Below are 22,759 nucleotides of genomic sequence, written 5' to 3' on the forward strand. Positions count from 1 at the left end.
TCATTGACGTTAAATTCGTTTATTTTCCTGTTTCTCAAACGTAGCGGACACCAGGGTCGTTAATAGTTAATAAAACAAGCAAAACGCACAATTTTGGTGTGAATAGCGGCTTTGGAGTCCGTTACAATTTGAAAATGGCCCAAATTCATTGAATAAGGGCTGCTCTGTCCGTTAGAAATTCAAAAAGAGGGTTCCCATTAAACTGCGAGCCCTCTTTTTTTCGTATTTTCAACCGTGAAGCTTAACATTTGGTATTATATGGATTAATAAGGGGAATTTACACTATATCTAGGAGGATGATACACTTTGGATTTTTCAGAACTTCACCAGTTTTTTAACGATATCAGTTTTAGGATTGGAAATGTAGCAGATCAAACTAATAACCTTTCACAACAACTATAAACAGATATAACGCAATTAAAGGCAGAACTGCATACCACAAATATTTTACTTACCTTATTTTTAATCGTGAACATTATTGGTTTAACTCTCAATTTTGTTAAAAGAGCGAAAAAGTAAAACTGCCAACAGCGCGAAAGAAGTGCAAGCATAACGCCCTATTGGGTTGCAGCTGAGTGAATTATTTCTATTCACTTAAGTAGGTGCAATCCTAATAGGGTTTTTTTATGCTTTCAATCAGGGCACCCTACCCTTAACACGAATTACCTTCAGCCGTAGTTATCCATCTTAAATCTTAGTTATATCAACACCCTACAGGATTCAGGTACTCTTAGAGATGTAATCACAGTCATTTCTAAGTACATGGGAGGTCACATATTAGATGAAAAAATCATTCAAACAATGGATTGGCGTCGGCACGACAGCTGTTATGGCTGCAACGGTTTTAGCAGGCTGCGGAAGTACAACGAACACAACACAACCATCTACTGCGCCAAGCGCCGGTGCTGCTGCAACCGCTAACGCAAAGCCGTTCGCAGGTAAAACGATCTCGCTCGTAACGGCCAACCACCCTTGGGCAGATGCCATTAAGCCTTTGCTGCCGGATTTCGAGAAGGAAACGGGCATCAAGGTGAATGTGGAAAGCTTTTTCGAGGATCAGCTCACACAAAAACTGACGGTTCAGTTCACATCCGGCTCCGCAACGCCTGACGTTTTCATGTACCGACCGCTTCAGGAAGGCAAGCTTTTTTACAAAAATGGTTGGGTACAACCTTTAGATGACTACGCTCAAAAAGCGAAGGATTACGATTTCAACGATTTTTCCAAATCAGCCATCGGCTCCACAACGGTTGAATCCAAATTAGCGGGTATTCCGATTATTACGGAGCAAGAGATTTTGTACTACCGCAAGGATCTGCTGCAAAAGGCCGGCATCGCCGTACCGAAAACATTAGATGAGCTTAATGCTGCGGTGAAAAAACTGCACGATCCGAAAAACGAAATGTACGGATTCGTCGCTAGGGGCCAGCGCTCACCGCTCGTCACGCAGGTGTCGTCCTTCCTGTATTCGGAAGGCGCGGACTTCACGACAAGCGAGAAAGCCAGCATCAATACGCCTGAGGCGATCAAAGCTTTTACCACATACGGTACGCTGCTGAAAGACTACGCTCCTCCAGGTGTGCTTAACATGTCCTGGCCGCAAGCCTTTGGTATTTTCGCACAAGGAAAGGTTGCTTTCTTAACGGACGCCAACTCCTTGTACCAGAACGCAACGGACCCTGCTAAATCCAAAGTAGCTGACCAAGTAGGATTCGCTGTATTCCCTGGCGGTAAAGCAGGCTCCAAGCCTTACAGTATCACATCTTGGGGACTTGCCATGAATGCCAAATCCGGCAATAAAGATGCGACTTGGGCTTTCATTCAATGGGCGACAAGCAAAGATGTTGTGTTGAAAACGCAGCAAAAAGGCAACCCCGGCGCCCGCGCTTCTGTATGGGATAAACCGGAAGGGACGACCGGATTCCCTGCAGAGCTAGTTCCGATCATCAAGGAAAGCGCCAAAACAGGTGTTGACCACGACCGTCCAACGGTTATCAGCGTAGGTGAGGCTCGTGATGCCGTTGGTGAAATCGTGCAGAAGGTGATGTCCGGCGAAACGAACCTCCAACCGGTTGCTGATAAAGCTAACCAAGCGCTGCAAACGATCATCGATAAAGATAAAACGAGATAAATAGATGTTTGATGGGTGAAAAGGGTCATCTGATGGCCCTTTTTCCTTTCATACGAAACACCAGAAAGGGTGACTTCAAGTGCAATACAGCTGGTTTAACCGCAACTTAAAATGGATTTATACCCTTCCGGCCGTCATCTTCGTCCTGCTAATGATGCTGTTTCCCATCATCTACACGGTGCGCATCAGCTTTTACGAGTGGAGCATGTCCGCTACGACGCCACCTCTGTGGGTGGGCTTAGCCAACTACGCAGCTTTACTAAAAGACGAGCGCTTCTGGCATGCCGCAGGCTCGACGTTTTATTTTACCTTTGCAGCACTCGCTTTGGAGGTTATTCTTGGCATCGCCATCGCTTTGCTGCTTTCCAGAGAGTTCCGCGGGAAAAACCTCGTCAAAACGGTTTTCCTGCTCCCGATGGTCGCCACACCGGTCGCCATGGGCTTGGTCTGGATGCTGATTTATGAGCCAACAATCGGTGTCGCCAACATGATGCTCAAATCATTAGGGCTAGAACCCTTGCTATGGCTGGCTTCTCCCAATCAGGTCATTCCGTCTCTGGTCATCGTAGATGTCTGGGAATGGACGCCGATGATAGCGCTTATCATCATGGCCGGGTTGGCTACACTGCCAACTGACCCCTATGAAGCCGCTGATGTGGACGGCGCAAGTACATGGAGAAAGTTCGTTTCCATTACACTTCCGCTTTTAAGACCAACGATTATTGTGGCAGCTATGCTTCGTTTGATCGACGTTTTGAAAACATTCGACATCATCTACGCAACTACCCAAGGCGGACCGAACTTCGCCTCTGAGACGCTCAATCTGTACGGTTATGTACTCGGCTTCCAATACTTCAAGCTTGGTATGGCGTCGTCCCTGCTTGTCATTTTCTTCGCGCTGGTGATGGGCCTTACGTTATTTATGATTTGGATGCGTAAACGAATGGAGGGAGCCACTTCATGAAGAAAAAAAGAGGTTCACGATTCCTGCAAACCCTGCTCACCTTCATCGTGCTGATTGTTTTTGCCTTCCCGTTTGTCTGGATGCTGCTCGCCTCCTTTAAAACACAATCGCAAATTTTGTCGACCGGCCAATTATTTATTTTCAAACCGACTTTTCATAACTATGTCAGTGTGTTCAAGGAATACGATTTCTTGAAATTCATCTGGAACAGCTTCCTTGTTGCTTTCGGTTCGACGCTGCTGTCCCTTATTCTGGGCCTTCCGGCAGCCTATGCAATTGCGAGACATCACCTGCAAAAGCTCGGACTTCTCATTCTAGTCGCGAGAATCATTCCAGGGATTACGTTCCTGATTCCTTGGTTCATTTTATTTTCCAAAATCCACTTGGTAGACACGTATACAGCCCTTATTCTAAGCCATATGCTCGTCGGTTTACCTTTTATTATCTGGATCATGATCTCCTTCTTCGAGGCTCTGCCTACGGAAATTGAAGAATCCGGCCTTATTGACGGCTGTACGCATCATCAGGTTTTCCTGCGGATTATTCTGCCAATCTCCGGACCTGGCGTGATTACGGCATCTCTGCTTTCATTTATCTTCTCGTGGAACAATTTCATGTTCTCTGTCATTCTGGCCGGGGACAAAACGAAGACGCTTCCGATCGCCGTATTTAACTTCATGTCTTATTCAGAGATTAACTGGGGCGCTCTTATGGCTGCCGCCTGCATCATTACGCTTCCGGTGCTGATTATCGCCTTGGTCTCGCAGCGCTATGTTGTCAGCGGGCTATCCGCAGGTGCTGTAAAAGGTTAATTCCGAAGGGTTATCCCTAGATACAAGGACGAGAGAGGCTTCCCTTCATTTGGAGGACTTCTCTCGTAGGCGTATACTCTAAGTTATAACGCTTAGCGGACCCGGAAGGTGATTTGGCATGCCCTATAAACTGAATATTTTTAGTAAAATCTTAATCATGTTGATCCTACTCCTCATTCCTATCGTGCTGCTGTACAGCTATACGAACCGGATTACAAATAACGTTGTGCAGGATCAGATTCAATCTTCTAATTTAAATCAGCTTTCCTTCTTCATGCATCAGCTGGATGCGGATGTGGAGCGGCTGGCCATGTCCCCCGTCATTCTCGGGAGCGATCCTTATATGAGGGAATACATCAACCGGAGCGATTCACCGGACTATGATGTGCTGAAGGAACAGTCGCGAATGATTCAAAAGCTCAGCTTGCAAAGTGTTTCCAGCGGCTGGGTCAATGAACTCACGGTTGCTATACCCAAGGGAAAGCAGGTGCTTTCCTCCAGTATTTTCGTCAACGGCACGGATGTATGGCCTTGGCATCGAGCCATTCAACGCACCTGGACCTATGAGGTACGGGAGGGCGACAAAGGGATTGGGTCGTTCATCCGGGAAATTAGCGAGCCGATTCGTGCGCAGACGGTGGATCAAGCAAATGTGCTTTATCAGGTAAGATTCAGCGTCCAGAACATGGTGAATCTCATGGACGTGTACAAGCAGGATAAACGCAGCGACCCTTTTTTAGTGGATGGCAAAAACGCTTTGATTGATAACAGCTCTTCCAATCAGCAGATTACGAATGCCATTAGAGAGCGCCTTACCCTGGGTGGGGACCTTCCCAACTCCGGTCAAGTCCAGTTCGAGATCGATCATCAGCAGTATTTGATCAGCTATGTAAAATCCACGCAGCTAGGCTGGTATTTAGTTGATTATGTGCCTGTGGAGAAAATACTTTCGCCGATTACCATGACGCGCAAATTGTTCTACACCACCATCGGACTTCTGCTCGTTATGAGTGTGCTTGCTTCTTTCATGCTGTACCGGAACGTGCAAATACCGATTGGCAAAATGATGCAAAGCGTGCAAAAGGTGAAACGCGGCGATTTATCCGCCCGCATCCACTATAAGGCCAAAAATGAATTTGATTTCCTCATTCAGCGGTTCAATGAAATGGCGGAGCAAATTCAAGTGCTGGTCGAAGACGTCTATGCGGAGAAAATCCGGTCTCGCGAAGCGACCTTGAAGCAGCTGCAATCTCAGATTCATCCGCACTTTCTGTATAACTCCTTGTTCTTCATCATCAATTCAGCCGAGATGGAGGACAAAGAGTCAGTCGTGGCTATGGCGCAAAATTTGGCCGAATTCTACCGCTATACGACCAGGGTTGAGAAGCAGGCCGTTAAACTGTCAGATGAGCTTGATCTGGTCGGCCATTACTTGAATATTCAGCAGCTGCGCATCCATCGTCTGAAATATGATATTTCCGTTTCCGCGGATATGCTGGATGAATGGGTTCCGCGGCTGATCCTCCAGCCTTTGGTGGAGAATGCCATTCTGCATGGCATCGAACGCAGCGTGGAAGGCGATCTTATTACCATAACCGGTGAGCAGGATGTGAATTGGAACCGCGTCATCGTTGAAGATAACGGCGCAGGGCTTGACGAGGCGGGACTGGCCCGGCTGCTGGAACAGCTGCATTCCCCGATGTCGGATGACATTGGCTGCGGCACTTGGAATGTGCACCACCGGCTGTATTACCAGTTCGGAGAAGGATCAGGGCTTACTTTTTATCCCGGTGAAAAAGGAGGCTTGAAGGCTGTGTTAACTTGGAAGCGCGGTGCGCAGATGAACCTTCCGGAAGCTGGCGGGGAGAGCAAACGATGATTCAACTTTTGATTGTCGACGACGAAGCGCATGTCGTAGATCGGCTTCATGCCACGATTGACTGGGCATCCATTGGAATTGAGCAAGTATTCAAGGCCTACTCAGGCAAAGAAGCGTTGGAGCTCCTGGAGCAATTCTCCATCGATATTGTCCTTACCGACATTCAGATGCCGGGTATATCGGGCTTGCAGCTCATTGCTGAGATTAACCGCAGATGGCAAAAAACCAAATGCATACTCTTATCGGGTTATTCCGATTTTAACTATGCCAAGGAAGCGATTCTTCAAGGCACGGAAGATTATCTGCTTAAACCCGTGACCGAACCAGATTTACTGGCTGCTGTCGGGCGGGTCATGGAGAAGCTTCAGAGCGAGTGGCAGGAAGTTTTCTCCAAGCAGCGACTGAGCTATACAGTGAAGGAAAACCTCCCTCTGCTGCGGGGAAATTTACTGAGCGACCTTCTTCAGGGGCGCAAGCTTACCGAGCAATCTCTCCGGGACAAAATGCAGATGCTGGAGCTTCCGGATTTCCATGAACACCCCTGCGTGCTCATGATGATTCGGCTCGAGTCGGATTTCCTGGAGTACGATATGAGCCGCTTATCGCTTATGGAGTATGCCATCAGCAACATGGTTGAGGAGCTGTTCGCGGAGAAATTTGACAGCTGGCACACGAAAGATGCGCATGATTATTTGATTTTTGTGATGAAAAAGAAGCCGCTGGCCGCGGATCAAGAAGACTCCTCTTGGCTCGAGAGAACCGCTTCCGTCCTGCAATCTGCCGTAAAAAATTATTTAAAGGGCAAAATCTCCATTCTGCTGAGCAGTTGGGGGCAATTTCCCAGTGAGGTTACAACGCTGTATAACGCCTCTTTGAGTGCTTTTCGCAAACAAATTGGCAGTGAACATGAGCTGTTGATGCGGCTCGGCGACGAATCCGTTCAACCGGAGCTTTCCGCGCTGCAAAGACTGTACGAACCTCCTACGCTCAATCATCTTTTGGAAGCTGCCCGTTGGGAGGATACGGAGGATAAGCTGACTTTGATTTTCGATGAAATGGAAGCGAAATTCTCCGAGTCCCAGGAGCATTTGCTGGAGGTTTACTTCTCTGTAGCGTCTGCCTTTGCTTATATCGCTCATAAAAATGGCCGACCTCTGCACCAACTCATCGGCGGTGATTACGACCGGATGACCGAGGGCATCCCTTTCCGAACGGTCAACCAGCTGCGTGAATGGACAATTCGCTCCTTGCATCGGATGAGGGAAGACATGGATCAAGAGCGGAAAGACAGCCGAGTCACCTTGATTAATGACATCAGGTCCTTTATCGATCAGCATCTCGCCAGCGATGTCTCGCTGCAATCCATTGCCGATCATGTCTTTTTGCACCCCGTGTACGTGTCTAAAATTTATAAGCTGGAAACCGGCGATAACCTCAGTGATTATGTCAATCGCGTACGAATGGATCGAGCCGCCTATCTGCTGAAGAACGGTCACGATAAAATTTACGAAATCGCCACACAGCTCGGGTACCAACGTCCCCACTCCTTCAACCATGCCTTCAAAAAACATTACGGCATGACCCCGCAGGAGTACCGTGATCAATATTCATAGCCAAGGAGGATGTACGCTATGTCGTTGGAAGTTTTGCAGCAGTTGAAAAAATCAAAGGTCATTGCCATCATTCGCGGCATTGAGCCCTCTCAGGCGCAGCCTCTTTTTGAGGCGCTTGAGAGCGGCGGCATCACACTGGCCGAAGTGACATTGAATACGCCAAATGCGCTGCAAATCATCCAGATGATGCGCAAAAAGTATGAGGGCCGCATGGTGATTGGTGCCGGAACCGTGCTAAACGCCGCTTATGCGGATGAAGCCATTCGGGCCGGAGCCCAGTTCCTGATTTCCCCGAATGTGGATCAGGGCATGATTGAAAAGGCTTTGGCTAGCGAAGTGCTTCCGATTCCTGGAGCCCTTACTCCAACGGAAATTGTCCAGGCCATGAACTTCGGTGCATCCACGGTGAAATTATTCCCTTGCTCCAGCTTGGGACCTTCTTATTTGAAAGAGATCAAAGGACCTTTGAACGATGTGCACTTGCTCGCCGTTGGCGGAATTACGAAGGACAATGCGGCCGCTTATCTCGAAGCAGGCGCTTTTTCCGTCGGCGTGGGAGGAAGTTTGGTCTCACTTAGCGAAATTCAAAGAGGGAATTATAAAGCGATTACAACATATGCCGAGCAGCTCGTGGCGGCAGTAAACCAGTAAGACATTCTAGGTTATGGGAGAGGAAATTTACCATGAAGATTACGAAGTTAGAACTGTTTAAGGTGCCGCCAAGATGGTTGTTTTTGAAAATCGAAACCGATGAAGGCATTACGGGTTGGGGCGAGCCGATCGTCGAAGGGAAAGCGGATACAGTTGCAGCCGCTGTCATGGAGATGAGCGAGCACATCATCGGCCAGGATCCGATGCGGATTGAAGATATGTTTCAGGTCTTGTACCGCGGCGGTTTCTATCGCGGAGGTCCTATCCTCACAAGCGCGATCTCCGGCATCGAGCAAGCGCTTTGGGACATTAAGGGGAAATTCTACAATGCCCCTATTTATGATTTGCTGGGCGGTGCGTGCCGTGAGCGCACACGTGTGTATTCGTGGATCGGCGGCGACCGTCCGAGCGACGTTGGGTTGGCGGCCAAACAGCAGGTGGCCGCGGGCTTTACAGCCGTGAAGATGAACGCCACGGAAGAAATGCACTACATCGACTCGCTCAGCAAAGTGGACGAGGCTATCGCTCGTATTGCCGCTGTCCGCGAAGCCGTCGGCCGGGATGTCGGCATTGGCATCGACTTCCACGGGCGCATTCATAAGTCCATGGCCAAAATCCTCGTCAAAGAACTGGAGCCGTACCGCCCGATGTTCATTGAAGAGCCTGTTCTGCCGGAAAACAATGAGGCGCTTCGGGAGATCGCCCGCCACACCTCATGCCCGATCGCAACCGGCGAGCGCATGTACACACGCTGGGGCTTCAAAGATCTGCTCGCGCAAGGTTATGTAGACATTATTCAGCCGGATCTTTCCCATGCGGGAGGCATTCTGGAGAATCGCAAAATCGCAGCGATGGCAGAAGCCTACGACGTTGCAGTGGCGCCGCATTGCCCGCTAGGCCCTATTGCTTTGGCCTCCTGCTTGCAGCTGGATACGTGCTCCCCGAACGCTTTCATTCAGGAGCAAAGCTTGGGTATTCACTACAATCAGGGCAGCGACTTGCTCGATTATTTGAAGGATCCAGCGGTGTTCCAATACGAAGACGGCTTCGTCAAAAACCTGACCGCGCCAGGGCTCGGCATCGAAATCAACGAGGACAAAGTTCGTGAAATGGCCGCTATCGGGCATACATGGAAAAACCCCGTTTGGCGTCAAGCGGATGGTACGGTGGCTGAGTGGTAGGATCGTAAAAAAATAATGAGGCTGCTCCCGAAGGTCTGTAGGACCAGTGGGGCAGCCTTTTTCCTTTTACGACGAGAGCAAGGCGAGGGTTACTTAAGAATCCCGCCCACCTAAAGCAGCTCATTTGCCAGTCCTCCCAAGTAGCCACTCTTCTGTAACGGACTCAGCAGCCGTTATTCTTCTGATTTCAGCTTGTTTCGCGGCGCTAACGGACTGAGGAGCCGCTATTAATGGATTTTGACGCTATTTTTAGCATTTTCATAGCCAATAACGGCTCGTGAGTCCGTTAGATTCTGAATCTACCTCAAAAGCATCAAATAGCGTCATCTCAGTCCGTTAGCGCCGACAGCTGGTGCCCGCACACCCTCGAACAAATCAAAAACGGAGCCGCGCAAAATTGCGGGCTCCGTTTTTCATAGTGAAGATTATTTCAACTCTGTAATGAATCTGTCCATTTCACCATTCGGTGTAGTCACCGATTCGTAGACTCTGATGGACACGTTATTTTGAACTTGGTTTTGAGTCAAATTGCTGAAGCTCAGCGACTGCGTGCCGCTCACCAAACGATTTGTTCCGCTGAAAGGGAACGAACTCGAGCCTAATGAGCTGCCGGAACCATCAACCAATTCAAATTTCAATTTGGAGAAGTTATTATCTACAAGGACTTCAGGGTCGCGTGTAATGTCCAAATCAAGATTTAATTTATAGGAATAAGATAAGGACGGAGTCGTGATCGTCAGCTGAGATAAGGTCCAGCTTTTGAAGTTCAACTTGAACGGATATAAGGAAACATTGTTATGATCATTGTCGCTTTGCGTGCTGACCGTATAGCTGGCAATGGTGGATTTATAACCCGTTTGGCCTTGCGAAGCGCCTGCAAGGACACCCTGCACATTCAATTTGTACTGATCACTTTGATCTGTCGTTGGAATCGTATAGCCATAGCTAACTACAACTCCAGTTCCAGGAGCGATGTCCGAAGTACCCAACGTTTGACGGCTTCCCGTATACGTGAAACCATCTTTCCCTGTTAAATCCGCGGCAAGTGCCGGCACTGGAATCGGCTTATCACCTTTATTGACCAGCTTGAACTTCGCTAATCCTGTTTTATTTCCAGTTTCTTCGTTATTCGTCACATGCAATTCTTCCAACGATACAGCCAGATTGGGATTGATGAACTCATTCCCTTGCTCGAATACCATCGGTGTACCAAACGTATAATTGCCTCCGGAAGGAACTGTGCTTGTTTCTGTTCCGCCATTAGCCGGAAGTCCGAATCCGATGCGTCCTGTATAGTATTGAAGAGGCGTTGTTTGGCCTTGTTTCAAGAAACTTTCAGGTGTAAGAACATAGAAAGCATTCAATTGCGTACTCGCTTCAGTCGTAACCGCAAAATGGATATATTTCTGTTCCCCCGCATTCAGAGTTATTGGGGATTCCTCAACTCTTTTTCCAATAAAAGATTGCCCATTCGATTTCCCGCTAAGCGTAAAATCCGGAATGGTTTCCGCATAACTTCCGGAGTTCTGAACTTTCACTTGTACGATATAGGTTGGCGATTGCCCCGAGAACTGCTTGGACAGACTTGTCGCCGAATATTTCAAAGATGAAGTCACGCCTGGAATGGAGAAGGTCGCTCCCCACTCTCCCATGAGCGAAGCGTCATTGATCACCGCATCATTACCGCGCCATACAATCGATCCAACAGGAGAATCCGCAAGCAGCGTTTCCTGCTTAGGATATACTTTTGTATCCACATCGATCCAAAGAACGTCTGTTAAACTTACGTCCGATTTCACATTAATATCGGTCATATAACTTAGTGTCACATCACTCTGAGGCAATATCGAACGAGCATTGCTTGCGCTTGGCACTAACGTATAGTCCGTGCCGTCTGACGTTCTGACACGCAATTCGTAATCAGGAACCCGTATCGTGGAATTGGATGAATTGGTTAGCTTAACGACCGTTCCGACTCTCCAACCATCCGTTGTTTTTTCCTGCAGAACACTCTTGACTTGAGCCTGTGAACCTCCAGGAAGACTATAGGCCTTCAGGTCTTCTGCATGGATTTCCGAATGCTGTCCGGAAGTTATACTCCCTGGTACAAATTGCTGCTTCGCTGCATAAGAGGAAGTAACCAACAGGTCACGTGTCGCAGCCTGGGTTCCCCCGAATGTACCGTCAGCTTGGTTGCTGAGCAGGTTCAATTGAATAGCCAACGCGGCATAACCTTTGGCCCAACTTGAGACGGTGTTATCATTAACCCCTGTAGTCCCTTTAGCTTGGGCATCTTTACTTAATCCCCGAATTAGGAAGGCGGCCAGCTGCTCTTTCGTCACTTCGCCTGCCGGGTTGTAGGTGCCTTGGCCGAAGCCGTCGGTAAGGTTAGCAGCTTTCAGCGCTTCGATGTAAGGCAGGGCATAGCCGTTAGCCGGATCCGAGCTGCTCACATCGCTGAAACTGGATACCTGCAAAGTTGAATTTACCTTCAATCCGAAGATTAAAGCCGCCACTTTGGCGAATTGCGCACGGTTCATTTTATCATGAAGGCCAAAAACGCCATTGCTGACTCCATCAAAAATACCTGCGGAAATCATCGCATCAAATTTAGCTTTGGTTCCCGCATCAAGCCCACTTAAATCACTGAAATCCGCTGAGGATTTAGCGCCAGTCGCACCTAGAGCTACAGAGGAAAACAAAGTAACGGCCATAGCTGCGCTCACGATAACGGATAAACTTTTTTTCATTTTCGTACTCCTCTCAAAAGCTGGATATGAATCTGGATATCATAAAATCATTTACTTTTTAACCTCGGTTGGTGCCTTTTTTCTCTGAATAAAGAAAAGAACAAAAGGGATACATATGAAAGCAGGGATTGCAGAAATATAGAACGTATCGGCGATTGACCTGACCAATGATTCTTTTTGCATGATGCCGGCCAGATAGCTAGCCGCAGTTCCTGAGGCTGTTGCCATATCTACCGACCAGGAATAAATGGAGCCTGAAAGCATAGATACCGTATTATTCGCTGTAACCGAATCAACCGGTACGTTATCACTGATGTGTTGATAGTGTTGAATTTGACGATTGCTCATAAGCGCTGTAAAGATGGCAATCCCTAGGGAACCTGCTACTTGACGCACGACGTTAGAAAGTGGCGAAGCATTCCCTACTTGCTGTGGAGATACCGCACGCATACCCGCTGTGGTTAGTGGCATCATACAAAGCCCAATTCCGATACCACGGATCGTTAAAACGGTATTTAGCCAATGGTTAGGCGTATCCGTCGTGAGATGGTGCAGATCCACTGTCGTAACACCTAAGATGGTAAGACCCGTGATACACAAAGGGACAATCCCGAATTTGTCGGCGAGCTTGCCACTGACCGGCATCATAAGCGCCATCGCGATGGACTGCGGCATCATCACAAGCCCGGTCTGCATGGCGGAGAGCCCTTGAATATTTTGCAAATATAAAGGGGTCAAGAACGTACCGCCCATCATACCCATCATAACTAAACTGCCGGCAATAACGCTAATGGCAAATTTTAAATTTTTAAAAAGCTTCAAGTCAAGCACTGGCTGTTCGACTCCGAGCTCCACCCAGATCAAGAGCAGCAAACTGAAGAAGGCAACAAACAGCAAACTAATGATGAATAAGGAAGTCCATCCTTGCTGCTGGCCTTTACTTAGCGCCAATAGCAGGCTTCCAAAGAAGACCATGGACAGAATAGCCCCGGTTAGGTCGAATTTCAATCCTTCTCTTCGCGGAGATTCTTTCAACAAGACCTTCCCAAGTATGACGGCAAGAATCCCGATAGGTACATTGATGAAAAAAAGTAATCTCCAGCTGTAATTCTGGATTAGATATCCGCCGAACGTCGGCCCGAGTGCAGGGGCACACATCGCGGCTACCCCCCACAGGCCAATCGCCGTACCGGTTTTCTCCCGGGGAAACGTGGTATAAATAATGGACATCCCGATTGGCATAATAAATCCGCCGGCAAAACCTTGAATGATTCGGAATAAGATCATTGTACTAGAGCTCCAAGCCAAACCGCAAACTATGGAAAATAAGGTAAAGCCGGCTACAGAGTAAATAAATATATTTTTATTTCCGAATTTGGCACCGAGAAAGCCGCTCATCGGAATAACCATCGCTGATGCCAAGGTATATCCCGTAATGACCCACTGCATCGTATTGATATCCGAGCCGAATACGGCAACGAACTTATTCATAGCTACATTCATTAAGCTGCTGTTCAAAACGGCAACGAAGGTACCCATGACGATGGCGATAAGTGACAGCCACATTTTACCGGAGCCTTCTGATTCTTGTTGTTTCACTGCCGATGCATCGGCCATAGCTGCGCCTCCTATTCGGCTTTTACCTTCGTGCCTTCAGCAATCTTGTCTGCAGGATTCACGACGATTTGTTCATTAGCCTTTAATTTATCCGTAGGCAGCACGTACGACCAATCCTGGTTTTTTTCTTCCGTTTTTACTTCAACGAGGTGGGCTGTGTTGTCGGTTACGGTGAATACATATTCTTTTTGATCTTTTTTAACAATTGCGCTTTTCGGAACTTCCAAACGGCTCTCTTGAGCTGCGTTCAGTTTAACTTCCGCCACCATACCTGCAAAAAGCAGACCATCTTTATTGTCTACCTTCACTTTGACAGGGAACGTATTGCTGTTCGCGTTAGCAACAGGACTTACGAAAGAAATCTCGCCTTTAAAGGTTTGATTCGGCAAATTTTGAATCGCAACATCTACTTGCATGCCCGCTTTCACTTGCGTGATTTGGCTGTCGGACACACTCAGTTCTACTTGAACTTGATCCATGTTCACCAGAGAGAGGATCTGCACGCCCGGTTGAGCGAGTTCACCCACGGAAATGCTTTTTTTGACAATAAGTCCGTCGATTGGCGCTGTAACTGTGGCGTTGCTCAAACCGCTGTTAGCAAGCTCTAAACCTGCATTCAAACGGTCAACATCAGCCTGAAGCGCTGAAATCGTATTATCCGTTGGTCCTACTTTAGCCAATTGCAGCTTAGCCTCTGCTCCTTGGAGTTGTGCTTCAGCCGCTTTTTGGGCTCCTTGTGCTTGTTCAGAGGCAGCTTTCGCTTTCTCAAAATCAAGCGTTCCTTTATCCAAATCTTCTTGCGTTACACCGGAATTGCTGTCGTAGGAATTTCTTAAACGGTTATAAGTGCTTGTGGCGAGATCGAGTCCTGCTTTGGCTTGCTCCATCGCGGCGGTTGCCTGTTGATAGGCCCCTTGAGCTGCACTAACTGCGCTTTGAAGCCCTTGAATTTCCTGCGAACGGGCACCTGCTTTGGTATCGACAAGTTTCGCCTGCGCTGCAACAAGGGCAGATTCCGCTTGTTTCACTTGCTGCGTCAGATCGCTTGTTTCCAGTTGAACCAGCACATCGCCTTGTTTGACTTTACTACCTTCTTGCACGTTTACGCTGGCAACTTTACCAGCAACTTTGGATACAATTTTAATATCCTGATCCGGAATAACTTTACCGCTTAACCCTGCCGTTGCAGGTTGACCCACTTTAATGACTTGAATCGGTACGGCTGCAGAATCCGCTTGTCCTGAAACTTTGGCGCCACATCCGGGAAGGATCGCAATAGCTGCCAATATGAGAATCGCTGGAACGATTATTTGTTTTCGTATATGCATCGTCGACTAACTCCTCTTGTTTTAGTTGCCCTTCAAATGAATTTTGATTGAAGTGCTGATTCCGGGTGATAATTCAAGCCCTTGATTGTCATCAATCGAAATTTTGATAGGGATACGTTGGGTGACTTTTGTAAAGTTCCCGCTAGTATTCGTAGCAGGCAGCAGCGAAAAGGTCGACGCAGTGGCTTTACTAATTTCTTGCACTTTGCCTAGCAGCACTTTGCCTGGGAAATTGTCCAAATTGATTTCTACGACTTCGCCTTCCTTGACCTTATGAATCTCTGTTTCCTCCACATTAGCCGACACGTACAACTTGTTCGTATCTACGACCATCGCTACCGTTTGACCTGGTGAGGAGACTTCTCCGGCTTTCACCAATGTTTTGATGACAGTTCCTTCAATTGGTGAGCGTAGTGCCGCTTGATCGAGGCTGCTTGTGGGCAAATTATTGTTGTCTTGCTGCCCAATGATCTGATCGGCCAACACATGATCTCCTTCGCTAACTTGCAACGAGGTCACTTTTCCGGTAATCCGCGGCATTACTTTGTAGATGTCTCCGGCAAGCCTGGAATCATCCGTAGTTAGGTAGTTTTGGCCTTCATACCAGAAATAACCGCCGATTCCTCCACCGACAACTACCAAAGCTGTCAATATGATATACAACATTACTTTACGCTTCATGATTTCTCCTCAACCTTCTTTTCCAAATGTCTTGTAATCAAATCAAAAGAATGATGAATGGTGACTAATTCTTCTTCTGAGAATCCATTCAAAAACTTAGAATAATTAGCTTCTTGAAAAAAAGAATTTTCTTCAAACCTGGCCAGCTTCTTCTCAGACATATAAATCCAAGTCACGCGGCGATCCACTTCGTCTTTCACACGTTCAAGCCAACCATCGCGTTCAAGCCGATCAATGATACCCGACACGGTACTGTAAGATAAATCAACAGCGTCGACAATCTGTCCAATCGTCTTGGGCTCCTTCTTAATTTGACACAACGTCATGAATTGGGGAGGTGTTAAACCCAAACAATTAATTCTTTTAGCTAACGACTCTTTATGGTATCTCGTCAATTGCCTCAGAAGTTTAGCAATATTGGTTTCAAGATACATCCACACACCTCATTTCAGACGAATAAAATTGAAGAGCGACATTGACTCCCCCAAAAACAAGTTGTATCATAAAACTACATTGTTGTATTATACAACTTTATAGAGGGTTGTCAATCATCATTTTCAGCCTCTTTTCAGATTCAAAATTGGAGTTGGGTATGTTACCATAGTTCATATAGCTAATGAGGTGAAGAAGTATGAAAATAGATTCATTGGAGATCATAGAGCTTGAAATGGCCATATTCGTTCGCCGCCTCACGTCCCTGTCATCTGACAAGAAATTCGGAAATATCGATCGCTCTGCTTATCTGTTGCTGCACCAAATATCGGCTCATGGCTGTGCTGGCGTAAAAGCATTGGCGGATATTTTTCAATTGGATATTTCCACCGTCAGTAGACAAGCTTCTTCATTAGAGCAGAAGGAATACGTGTACAGAATCCCTGACCCTCAAGACCGAAGAGCATACACCTTGCAAATAACGGATTTGGGCAAACATGAATTAGATGAATATAAAAAGGCTAGGTCGGTTCGATTTAAGGAAGTACTCAAAGAGTGGTCAGATGAAGAATGCCAAACATTCGCACAATTGTTACGAAAATTCAATATTACGATCAATGAAAGTCGTGCCAAAGAGCCCAGCTAGTATTAGTTGGGCAAAAAAAGAGGTCGACCAGAAAGATCCGGTGACCTCATACAAAGTGAAACCTCCTTTAAAACAAATCCAGCTGCCTCGGCGCCAGCCCTTCATAATCAAGCCCCAGCATCGCCATCAACTGCTTGGCATTCCCAGCCGCGTGTCCGCCAGAGTTGTTGTTGAACACCACACAGACTTCCCGCGTTTTCTCCTGAAGTTGCAGAAGCCAATCCTTCCATTCCAATAATTCCTGTTGATTGTAGTTGTATAAATATCGCACATCGCGCCAATTTGCCTCGTTGTTTTGCACCCAGCCGCCGACATTTCGTCCGTGGAATCGTACCATTGTCATATCAGGATGCGTGACCTCTAGCACGGTAGGAACGGAGCCCAGTCCCACTTGCGGCTCGTCACAGATGCTATGCATCCAACCTTCGCGCTTCATGAACGTGAGCGTCTTCTCCTGCATGTCCTCCTTGAACCAACTCTGATGGCGGAATTCCAGAGCTACAGGCACATCCCCCATTCGCTCTCTTGCATCGCGCAGCACATCCACATTTGCTTTATTGCAATCGAACCAAGGTGGGTACTGGAACAGCACCGTCTTCAGCTTACCAGCTTCTTGAACGGGTCGAATCGACTGCAAGAAAGTCTCGAACATCTCTCCGATCCCACCGGCAAAAGGATTCGCCCCCCGCAAATGCCCCGTCATTCCCTGGTACGCCTTAATGATGAAGCCGAATCCTTCCGGGGTTTCTTGATTCCACTTCATGTAGTTGCGTTCCGGCTGAATCGCGTAAAACGAAGTGTCCACCTCCACAACCGGAAAGTGTGCGCCGTACTCCCGCAGCTTCCCCCTGCTGCCGCCCAACTCGTGATCGCCCCATCCGGCGAGACCGATATTGATCATTGTAAGTTCCCCTTACATCGCTGATTTTCTTTTATTGTAGCTTTTTGAAGGGGAGTTGGACAACTGAGTCTCCTAAAACGAAACATGAAACATTTTCATCCAAAAAATCGTCAACAGCACTGAAAAACCACAGGCTAATAACGGCCTGACCGAAAACAATTTGAGCATAGGAAACATGATGATATTAAAAATAATCGACCATCCTAAGGACCAACCGTATTGATACTCGATTCTACCCGTTAGGGTGTAAATGTATTCCACCCCGCCATAGATGAGCACCCACTGGACATAGTGAAAAAAGACCTTCATCCGGCCTTGCGGGAAATTCGTCAGAAACAGTAGAGCCGTGGCGGGGAAAGTGAGAAAAGTGTAAATCAATTCCGTAACGCGCGTATCCGCGAGCCAGTCGGGGGTCAGCGTCCAGAGCATACGCTCAGCGCATAAATAGTTGTATAATAAATTACCTATAGCGAAATACATCATTGTAGGTAGATACTTCTGCCAGTTCCGCCAATCACCCCATCGATACGAAGCCCAAACACTGCAAATAGCCACAAATAAGTGCATAACCGACATGTCTCCTTCTCGTTGTATCTATTATACAAATAATTTACAATTATATACAAATAAGTTACAAAGTTATACATTTTGAGCCTTGCAGCATTCCTGACATAACGCTGTCAGTGAGCTTGCTGTATAGTGGAATAAAAGCGTGTAGGAGGCCTATGCTTGACTGAACATACGGATAAAATCCTCAGCCGCCGCGACCTCAACCGGGCCCTCCTGGCCCGGCAGCTGCTGCTGCGGCGATTGGACATGCCGGTCCTCGCGGCGGTCCGGCATCTCGTCGGGCTGCAGGCGCAAGCCCCCAACCCACCCTACGTGGGGTTGTGGACCCGCCTGCAAAGCTTTCACCATGAGCAGCTGTCGCAGCTCATCCTGGATCGAAGCATCGTGCGCATCGCCTTGATGCGCTCGACGATCCACCTCGTCACGGCAGACGACTGCGTGACGCTGCGCCCGATCCTGCAAGCCGTGCAGGATCGCGGCTTGCAAGGCGCGTTCGGCAAGAAGCTTGCCGAACTGGACCTGGACGCGCTTGCCGCCGCCGGGCGAGCGCTGCTGGAGGCGCAGCCGCTCACGCTAGGTGAGCTCGGCAAGCGCCTCGGGGCCCAGTGGCCGCAGCGCGACGCCACGGCCTTGGCGCAAGCGGTGCGCTGCCGCTTGCCGCTTGTTCAGGTGCCTCCGCGAGGCATCTGGGGCGCCTCCGGGCAGGCGGCCCACACGACCGCGGAGGCGTGGCTTGGCCGCCCGCTGGCGGAGGCGGCCAGTGTGGATGCCATGTTGCTGCGCTACTTGGCGGCATTCGGGCCTGCATCCGTGAAGGATATGCAGGTATGGTCCGGGCTGACCCGGCTCCGCGAGGTCATGGAGCGGCTGCGCCCCAGCCTGCTTGTCTTCCGCGACGAGCACGGCAATGAGCTGTTCGATTTGCCGGAGGCGCCACGACCGGACGGCACTACGCCTGCTCCCCCGCGCTTCTTGGGGGAGTTCGACAACATGCTGCTTTCCTACGACGACCGCTCCCGCATAATGGCGGAGGAGCTGAAGCAGCGGGTGTTTACGGATAACGGCATCATTCGCGCAGCGCTGCTTGTTGACGGTTTTGTCAGCGGCATTTGGTCCATAGTGATGAACAAACGAAAAGTGTGCGTATTAACGATCATGTTATTCCGCGCCATATCCTCGTCAGAACGAGCTAGTGTTGAAGCCGAGGCAGAGGGGCTCTGTGCTTTTCATTTTCCTGAGGCTGAGTCCATGGAAATCTGCTATAACTAAAAAGGCTGCCCCACAAGGTCGGAAACAACCTTTGAGACAGCCTTCTGGGCTATATGAGTAGTTATCTTGAGGAGTGAGGGGAACTGTGGTCCGCTATTTTCCAATATATAGCCGATTCTTCAATTCGATGGGAACTACGTTCCGCTATTTTAGCAAAATTGACCTAAACACAAGTAATTTATGCGAAATAAGTTCCCGTAGTTCCGTCTCACCTTGCAATGAGCCTCACTGGGCTCAATTAAGACCCTGTACTTCCCCTATACCGCGTTGCCGACCACCTGTCGCACATAAAACACACAACTGGCCTATTTCGCAGCTTTTTCAGCCCATTTCGCCTTCAATGCGCTTTCTACTTCTGCAAGAATCTGATCGGCTGTTTTACCGTCCGTAGAAATACCCAGCTTCGCTGCACGTTTATTCAATGCTGCGGCTTTATTCGCATCTTTGCCTGCTGAGAGAGCTGCACGAAGCTCTTTCGCTGTTTTGCCGTCTGTTGCAATACCCGCCGCTGCCGCTTTTGCTTGCAGCTTCGTCAACTCCGCCGCCTTCAATGCCTCTCTCAGCTCTTTATTGGTCTTCCCATCCGTGCTAATCCCCAACTTCGTTGCTCTCGCTTGCAGCTTCGTCAACTCCGCCGCCTTCAGCGCCTCTCTCAACTCTTTATTCGTTTTCCCATCCGTGCTAACGCCAAGCTTCGACGCTTTCGCTTTCAGTTTTACCTGCACCGCTGCTTGGATATCCGCTTTGAGCTGCTCCGCTGTTTTGCCGTCTGTGCTGATGCCCAGTTTCGCTGCGGCTTTGTTCAAGCGCTCTGTGTTTTGGGCGGCATTTGCCGTTTTCAGTTCCTCTTTGATCTGTTTGTTCGTTTTACCGTCTGTCGATATGCCAAAAGCTTGCGCTTTATCCAGCAATAATTGTTTAAGCGGGTGAAACGTGCTGCTGCTCTGCGATTCCGCCGCGAAAGCCGCCACCGGAACGGTTAATGCGATTGCGCCTACCAAAGCTAGTCCTGTTAATTTTTTCAACATAAGTATCACTCCTTGATTGGTCTATGGTTATGTTTACCTTACGAGACCTATCTTAGCGGATAATTATGTCATAAGTTTGTCATGATGAAGGTGCGAAGCTTAGGAAACCGGTAAAAATATTTTAAAAACCGTCCCCGCCCCAACCTTCGACTCAACTCGAATGGAGCCTCCGTGGGCTTCAATGATATGTTTGCAGATCGTCAGACCGAGGCCTGCACCGGAGCGATTGCGGCTTTCATCCGCTTTATAGAAGCGATCAAACAGATGCGGCAGCTTCTCCTCCGCAATGCCCTGGCCGTTATCCCAGACTTCGATCCAACGCTCATTTCTGACGAATTTCACCCGAATGCCCGCCTCTGATCCCTCTGGAATATGATTAATCGCGTTATCGAGCAAATTGATGAATACCTGCCTCAGACGATCGGCATCCCCCTGAACCCTATAGGAAGTCTCAGCTTCCGAGCTCAGTTCAATCCGTTTGGACTTGGCTTTCATCTTTAACTGGGTGACCACGTGGGCAATGACATCGGATACATCCATAGGTTGAAAACTCAACTTCACCTGCTTCTCCTCAAAAGACGACAGCTCCATCAAATCATCCACCAAACTGCTCAGTCGCAGCGTCTCTTGGAGAGAAACTTGAATGAACTCCTTGGCATCCTCCGGCTCCACAACACCGTCCGTTATCCCCTGCAAGGAGGCCCGAATCGTCGTCAGCGGCGTCCGCAGCTCGTGTGAAATTTCAGAGAGAAACCTTTTGCGCCCCTCTTCCACCTTCTGCAGCTTGCCGGCCATACGATTCAGCGATCCCGACAGCGATGCAATCTCGTCTTTCCCACGAACGGGGACCCGTCCGCTAAAATCCCCCAAGGCCAGCGCCTCCGCTGTCTTGCTCATGAGCTGAATCGGCTTCACAAAATGCCGTGAAACAAAATACAGTACAGCCATCGCCAGCAGCGCCACCGAGACGGCCGAGATATAGATCGCTCGATTGATATCGTTGATCGTTCCCTGGATATTCATAATCGGCGTATATAGAAAAATAGCCCCAACCACACGGTTCTCCTGCACGACAGGGCGTCCGACAATCAACATTTTCACCGTACTATTCTGGGTAAAATTGCTCCGCACCGTCACCTGATTCCCTGCCAGCACTTTATCCAGCCATTCTTTGCGTGCCGGGGACTCGCCGATGGACTGGAGTTTGTCCGCATTCACTTTTGGATGCTTGATCAGAGCCACGCGAACGTTGGACGATTTCTCTATCGCACTTATTTGTTTGCGGAAATCCTTCTGCAAGGTGGCCCCATCGAATAGTTCTTTGGCTAACTCATCGACCTGTTCAACTTTCTCCAGCAAAAGCTTTTCGCTGCGGTCATATGTCTTCTGTTTCATGGAATAACCGATCGTTCCTGAAATCGCAAGAATAGACACCACCGTGATGGACATGTAGATAAATAAAAGCTTGCGGTAAAAAGAATTCAGCATGACTCTGGCCCCTCGAACTTGTAGCCAATGCCCCACACGGTCCGAATGCTCCAGTCTACTTTTCTTTCCGTATGCGCCGATAGCTTTTGTCTTAGACGTTTTATGTATAAGTCAACGACACGGTCTTCCCCCTCAAAATCCCAGCCCCAGATCTTGGCGATGAGGTCTTCGCGAGTGAATACCTGATTCGGATTACGTACAAAAAACAGCAGGAGCTCGTACTCCTTCTTAGGCAAAGCGACCAGTTGACCCTCTACGGTGACATCGTGGGACAGAGCGTCCACCTTCAGGCTGCCGGCTTCATAAATGTTTGAGGGCGCCGACGCTTCCGTACGAATCAGCGTTCTGCGAAGTATCGTTGTCACGCGAGCGACCAGCTCATTCGGGTCAAAGGGCTTGACCAGATAATCGTCTGCCCCCATTTGCAAACCTTCGATTCGCTCATCCACGTGAGCTCTGGCTGTCAGCATCAAGATCGGTACGTCGCTCATTGCGCGAATCTTCTGGCACACGGACCAGCCGTCCCGCTTCGGCAGCATAATGTCAAGCACGATGAAGTCGGGCTGCAGCTCTTCGAACTGCGTTAGGGCCTGCTCGCCGTCATTTGCGGTTACCACCGCATAGCCGCTTTTTTCTAAGTAAAGCTTCGTAATGCGGCAAATATTCAGATCATCGTCTACCACCAAAACGGTTTTCACAAGGCACACTCCCCTGAAGTTAGGTTCTATGACACCATCATACCGGATATTTGTGAATAAAAAATTTATTATTGGCGGATTGCCACCGCTTCCCCTGTTGCCGAGACGGCTTTTTGGGGC

General features: G+C 48.6%; 19 protein-coding genes. 9 read left to right on the forward strand and 10 right to left on the reverse strand.

All coding sequences use genetic code 11. The annotated features are described in order from the left end of the window. Window positions 1-781 precede the first annotated feature (781 nt). From PCH02S_RS24975 to dgoD, 7 genes are all read left to right on the forward strand, one after another. Window positions 782-2,131, forward strand: a complete 1,350-nt coding sequence (locus PCH02S_RS24975; RefSeq protein WP_127456821.1) for an ABC transporter substrate-binding protein — start codon at window positions 782-784, stop codon at window positions 2,129-2,131. A gap of 79 nt (window positions 2,132-2,210) precedes the next feature. Further along, window positions 2,211-3,095, forward strand: coding sequence for a carbohydrate ABC transporter permease (locus PCH02S_RS24980; RefSeq protein WP_127456822.1), 885 nt, complete (start codon window positions 2,211-2,213; stop codon window positions 3,093-3,095). After that, the gene (locus PCH02S_RS24985; RefSeq protein ID WP_127456823.1) at window positions 3,092-3,907 is read left to right on the forward strand and encodes a carbohydrate ABC transporter permease; all 816 of its coding nucleotides are present in this window, start codon (window positions 3,092-3,094) and stop codon (window positions 3,905-3,907) included. The genes PCH02S_RS24980 and PCH02S_RS24985 overlap by 4 nt, the downstream gene beginning before the upstream one ends. Before the next feature lie 118 nt (window positions 3,908-4,025). Continuing rightward, a complete protein-coding gene (locus PCH02S_RS24990; protein WP_127456824.1) occupies window positions 4,026-5,786 on the forward strand; it encodes a sensor histidine kinase in 1,761 nt (586 codons plus the stop codon). Further along, entirely contained in the window at window positions 5,783-7,399 is a 1,617-nt protein-coding gene (locus PCH02S_RS24995) for a response regulator (RefSeq protein ID WP_127456825.1), read from the forward strand. Before PCH02S_RS24990 ends, PCH02S_RS24995 begins: the two co-directional genes overlap by 4 nt. Window positions 7,400-7,417: 18 nt before the next feature. Then, window positions 7,418-8,050 (forward strand): bifunctional 4-hydroxy-2-oxoglutarate aldolase/2-dehydro-3-deoxy-phosphogluconate aldolase, encoded by a 633-nt coding sequence (locus PCH02S_RS25000; protein ID WP_164819728.1) that lies wholly within the window; start codon window positions 7,418-7,420, stop codon window positions 8,048-8,050. Window positions 8,051-8,082: 32 nt separating this feature from the next. Further along, window positions 8,083-9,231, forward strand: a complete 1,149-nt coding sequence (dgoD, locus tag PCH02S_RS25005; protein ID WP_127456827.1) for a galactonate dehydratase — start codon at window positions 8,083-8,085, stop codon at window positions 9,229-9,231. 425 nt (window positions 9,232-9,656) lie between these two features. Here the strand turns inward: dgoD and PCH02S_RS25010 are convergent, their stop codons facing one another. The 5 genes from PCH02S_RS25010 to PCH02S_RS25030 are packed head-to-tail and all read right to left on the reverse strand — an operon-like array spanning window position 9,657 to window position 16,041. Continuing rightward, on the reverse strand, window positions 9,657-11,981 hold the full coding sequence (locus PCH02S_RS25010; protein WP_127456828.1) for an S-layer homology domain-containing protein: 2,325 nt from the start codon (window positions 11,979-11,981) through the stop codon (window positions 9,657-9,659). A gap of 51 nt (window positions 11,982-12,032) precedes the next feature. Beyond that, window positions 12,033-13,598 (reverse strand): DHA2 family efflux MFS transporter permease subunit, encoded by a 1,566-nt coding sequence (locus PCH02S_RS25015; protein ID WP_127456829.1) that lies wholly within the window; start codon window positions 13,596-13,598, stop codon window positions 12,033-12,035. Window positions 13,599-13,609: 11 nt separating this feature from the next. Beyond that, window positions 13,610-14,926: an efflux RND transporter periplasmic adaptor subunit gene (locus PCH02S_RS25020; protein WP_127456830.1), complete on the reverse strand. Its 1,317-nt coding sequence runs from the start codon at window positions 14,924-14,926 to the stop codon at window positions 13,610-13,612. Between the two features lie 21 nt (window positions 14,927-14,947). Continuing rightward, window positions 14,948-15,607 (reverse strand): efflux RND transporter periplasmic adaptor subunit, encoded by a 660-nt coding sequence (locus PCH02S_RS25025; protein ID WP_127456831.1) that lies wholly within the window; start codon window positions 15,605-15,607, stop codon window positions 14,948-14,950. Continuing rightward, window positions 15,604-16,041 (reverse strand): MarR family winged helix-turn-helix transcriptional regulator, encoded by a 438-nt coding sequence (locus PCH02S_RS25030; protein ID WP_127456832.1) that lies wholly within the window; start codon window positions 16,039-16,041, stop codon window positions 15,604-15,606. The genes PCH02S_RS25025 and PCH02S_RS25030 overlap by 4 nt, the downstream gene beginning before the upstream one ends. 197 nt (window positions 16,042-16,238) lie before the next feature. On the opposite strand from PCH02S_RS25030, the gene PCH02S_RS25035 reads away from it, so the two are divergent. Continuing rightward, window positions 16,239-16,685, forward strand: coding sequence for a MarR family winged helix-turn-helix transcriptional regulator (locus tag PCH02S_RS25035; RefSeq protein ID WP_127456833.1), 447 nt, complete (start codon window positions 16,239-16,241; stop codon window positions 16,683-16,685). A gap of 67 nt (window positions 16,686-16,752) precedes the next feature. On the opposite strand, the gene PCH02S_RS25040 is transcribed toward PCH02S_RS25035, so the two are convergent. Further along, window positions 16,753-17,586 carry a DUF72 domain-containing protein gene (locus PCH02S_RS25040; RefSeq protein WP_127456834.1) on the reverse strand — a complete coding sequence of 278 codons (834 nt, stop codon included), beginning with the start codon at window positions 17,584-17,586 and terminating at the stop codon, window positions 16,753-16,755. A 72-nt stretch (window positions 17,587-17,658) separates the two neighbouring features. Next, a complete protein-coding gene (locus PCH02S_RS25045) occupies window positions 17,659-18,153 on the reverse strand; it encodes a CBO0543 family protein (RefSeq protein WP_127456835.1) in 495 nt (164 codons plus the stop codon). A gap of 162 nt (window positions 18,154-18,315) precedes the next feature. On the opposite strand from PCH02S_RS25045, the gene PCH02S_RS25050 reads away from it, so the two are divergent. Next, a complete protein-coding gene (locus PCH02S_RS25050) occupies window positions 18,316-19,425 on the forward strand; it encodes a winged helix DNA-binding domain-containing protein (protein WP_246069248.1) in 1,110 nt (369 codons plus the stop codon). A gap of 305 nt (window positions 19,426-19,730) precedes the next feature. Here the strand turns inward: PCH02S_RS25050 and PCH02S_RS25055 are convergent, their stop codons facing one another. The 3 genes from PCH02S_RS25055 to PCH02S_RS25065 form a co-directional block, all read right to left on the reverse strand. After that, window positions 19,731-20,453: a hypothetical protein gene (locus PCH02S_RS25055; protein ID WP_127456836.1), complete on the reverse strand. Its 723-nt coding sequence runs from the start codon at window positions 20,451-20,453 to the stop codon at window positions 19,731-19,733. A 99-nt stretch (window positions 20,454-20,552) separates the two neighbouring features. After that, entirely contained in the window at window positions 20,553-21,941 is a 1,389-nt protein-coding gene (locus tag PCH02S_RS25060; RefSeq protein ID WP_127456837.1) for a sensor histidine kinase, read from the reverse strand. Beyond that, the gene (locus PCH02S_RS25065; protein WP_127456838.1) at window positions 21,935-22,639 is read right to left on the reverse strand and encodes a response regulator transcription factor; all 705 of its coding nucleotides are present in this window, start codon (window positions 22,637-22,639) and stop codon (window positions 21,935-21,937) included. Before PCH02S_RS25065 ends, PCH02S_RS25060 begins: the two co-directional genes overlap by 7 nt. Window positions 22,640-22,759: the final 120 nt, after the last annotated feature.

The organism is Paenibacillus chondroitinus NBRC 15376, assembly GCF_004000765.1.
Taxonomy (GTDB): domain Bacteria; phylum Bacillota; class Bacilli; order Paenibacillales; family NBRC-103111; genus Paenibacillus_E; species Paenibacillus_E chondroitinus.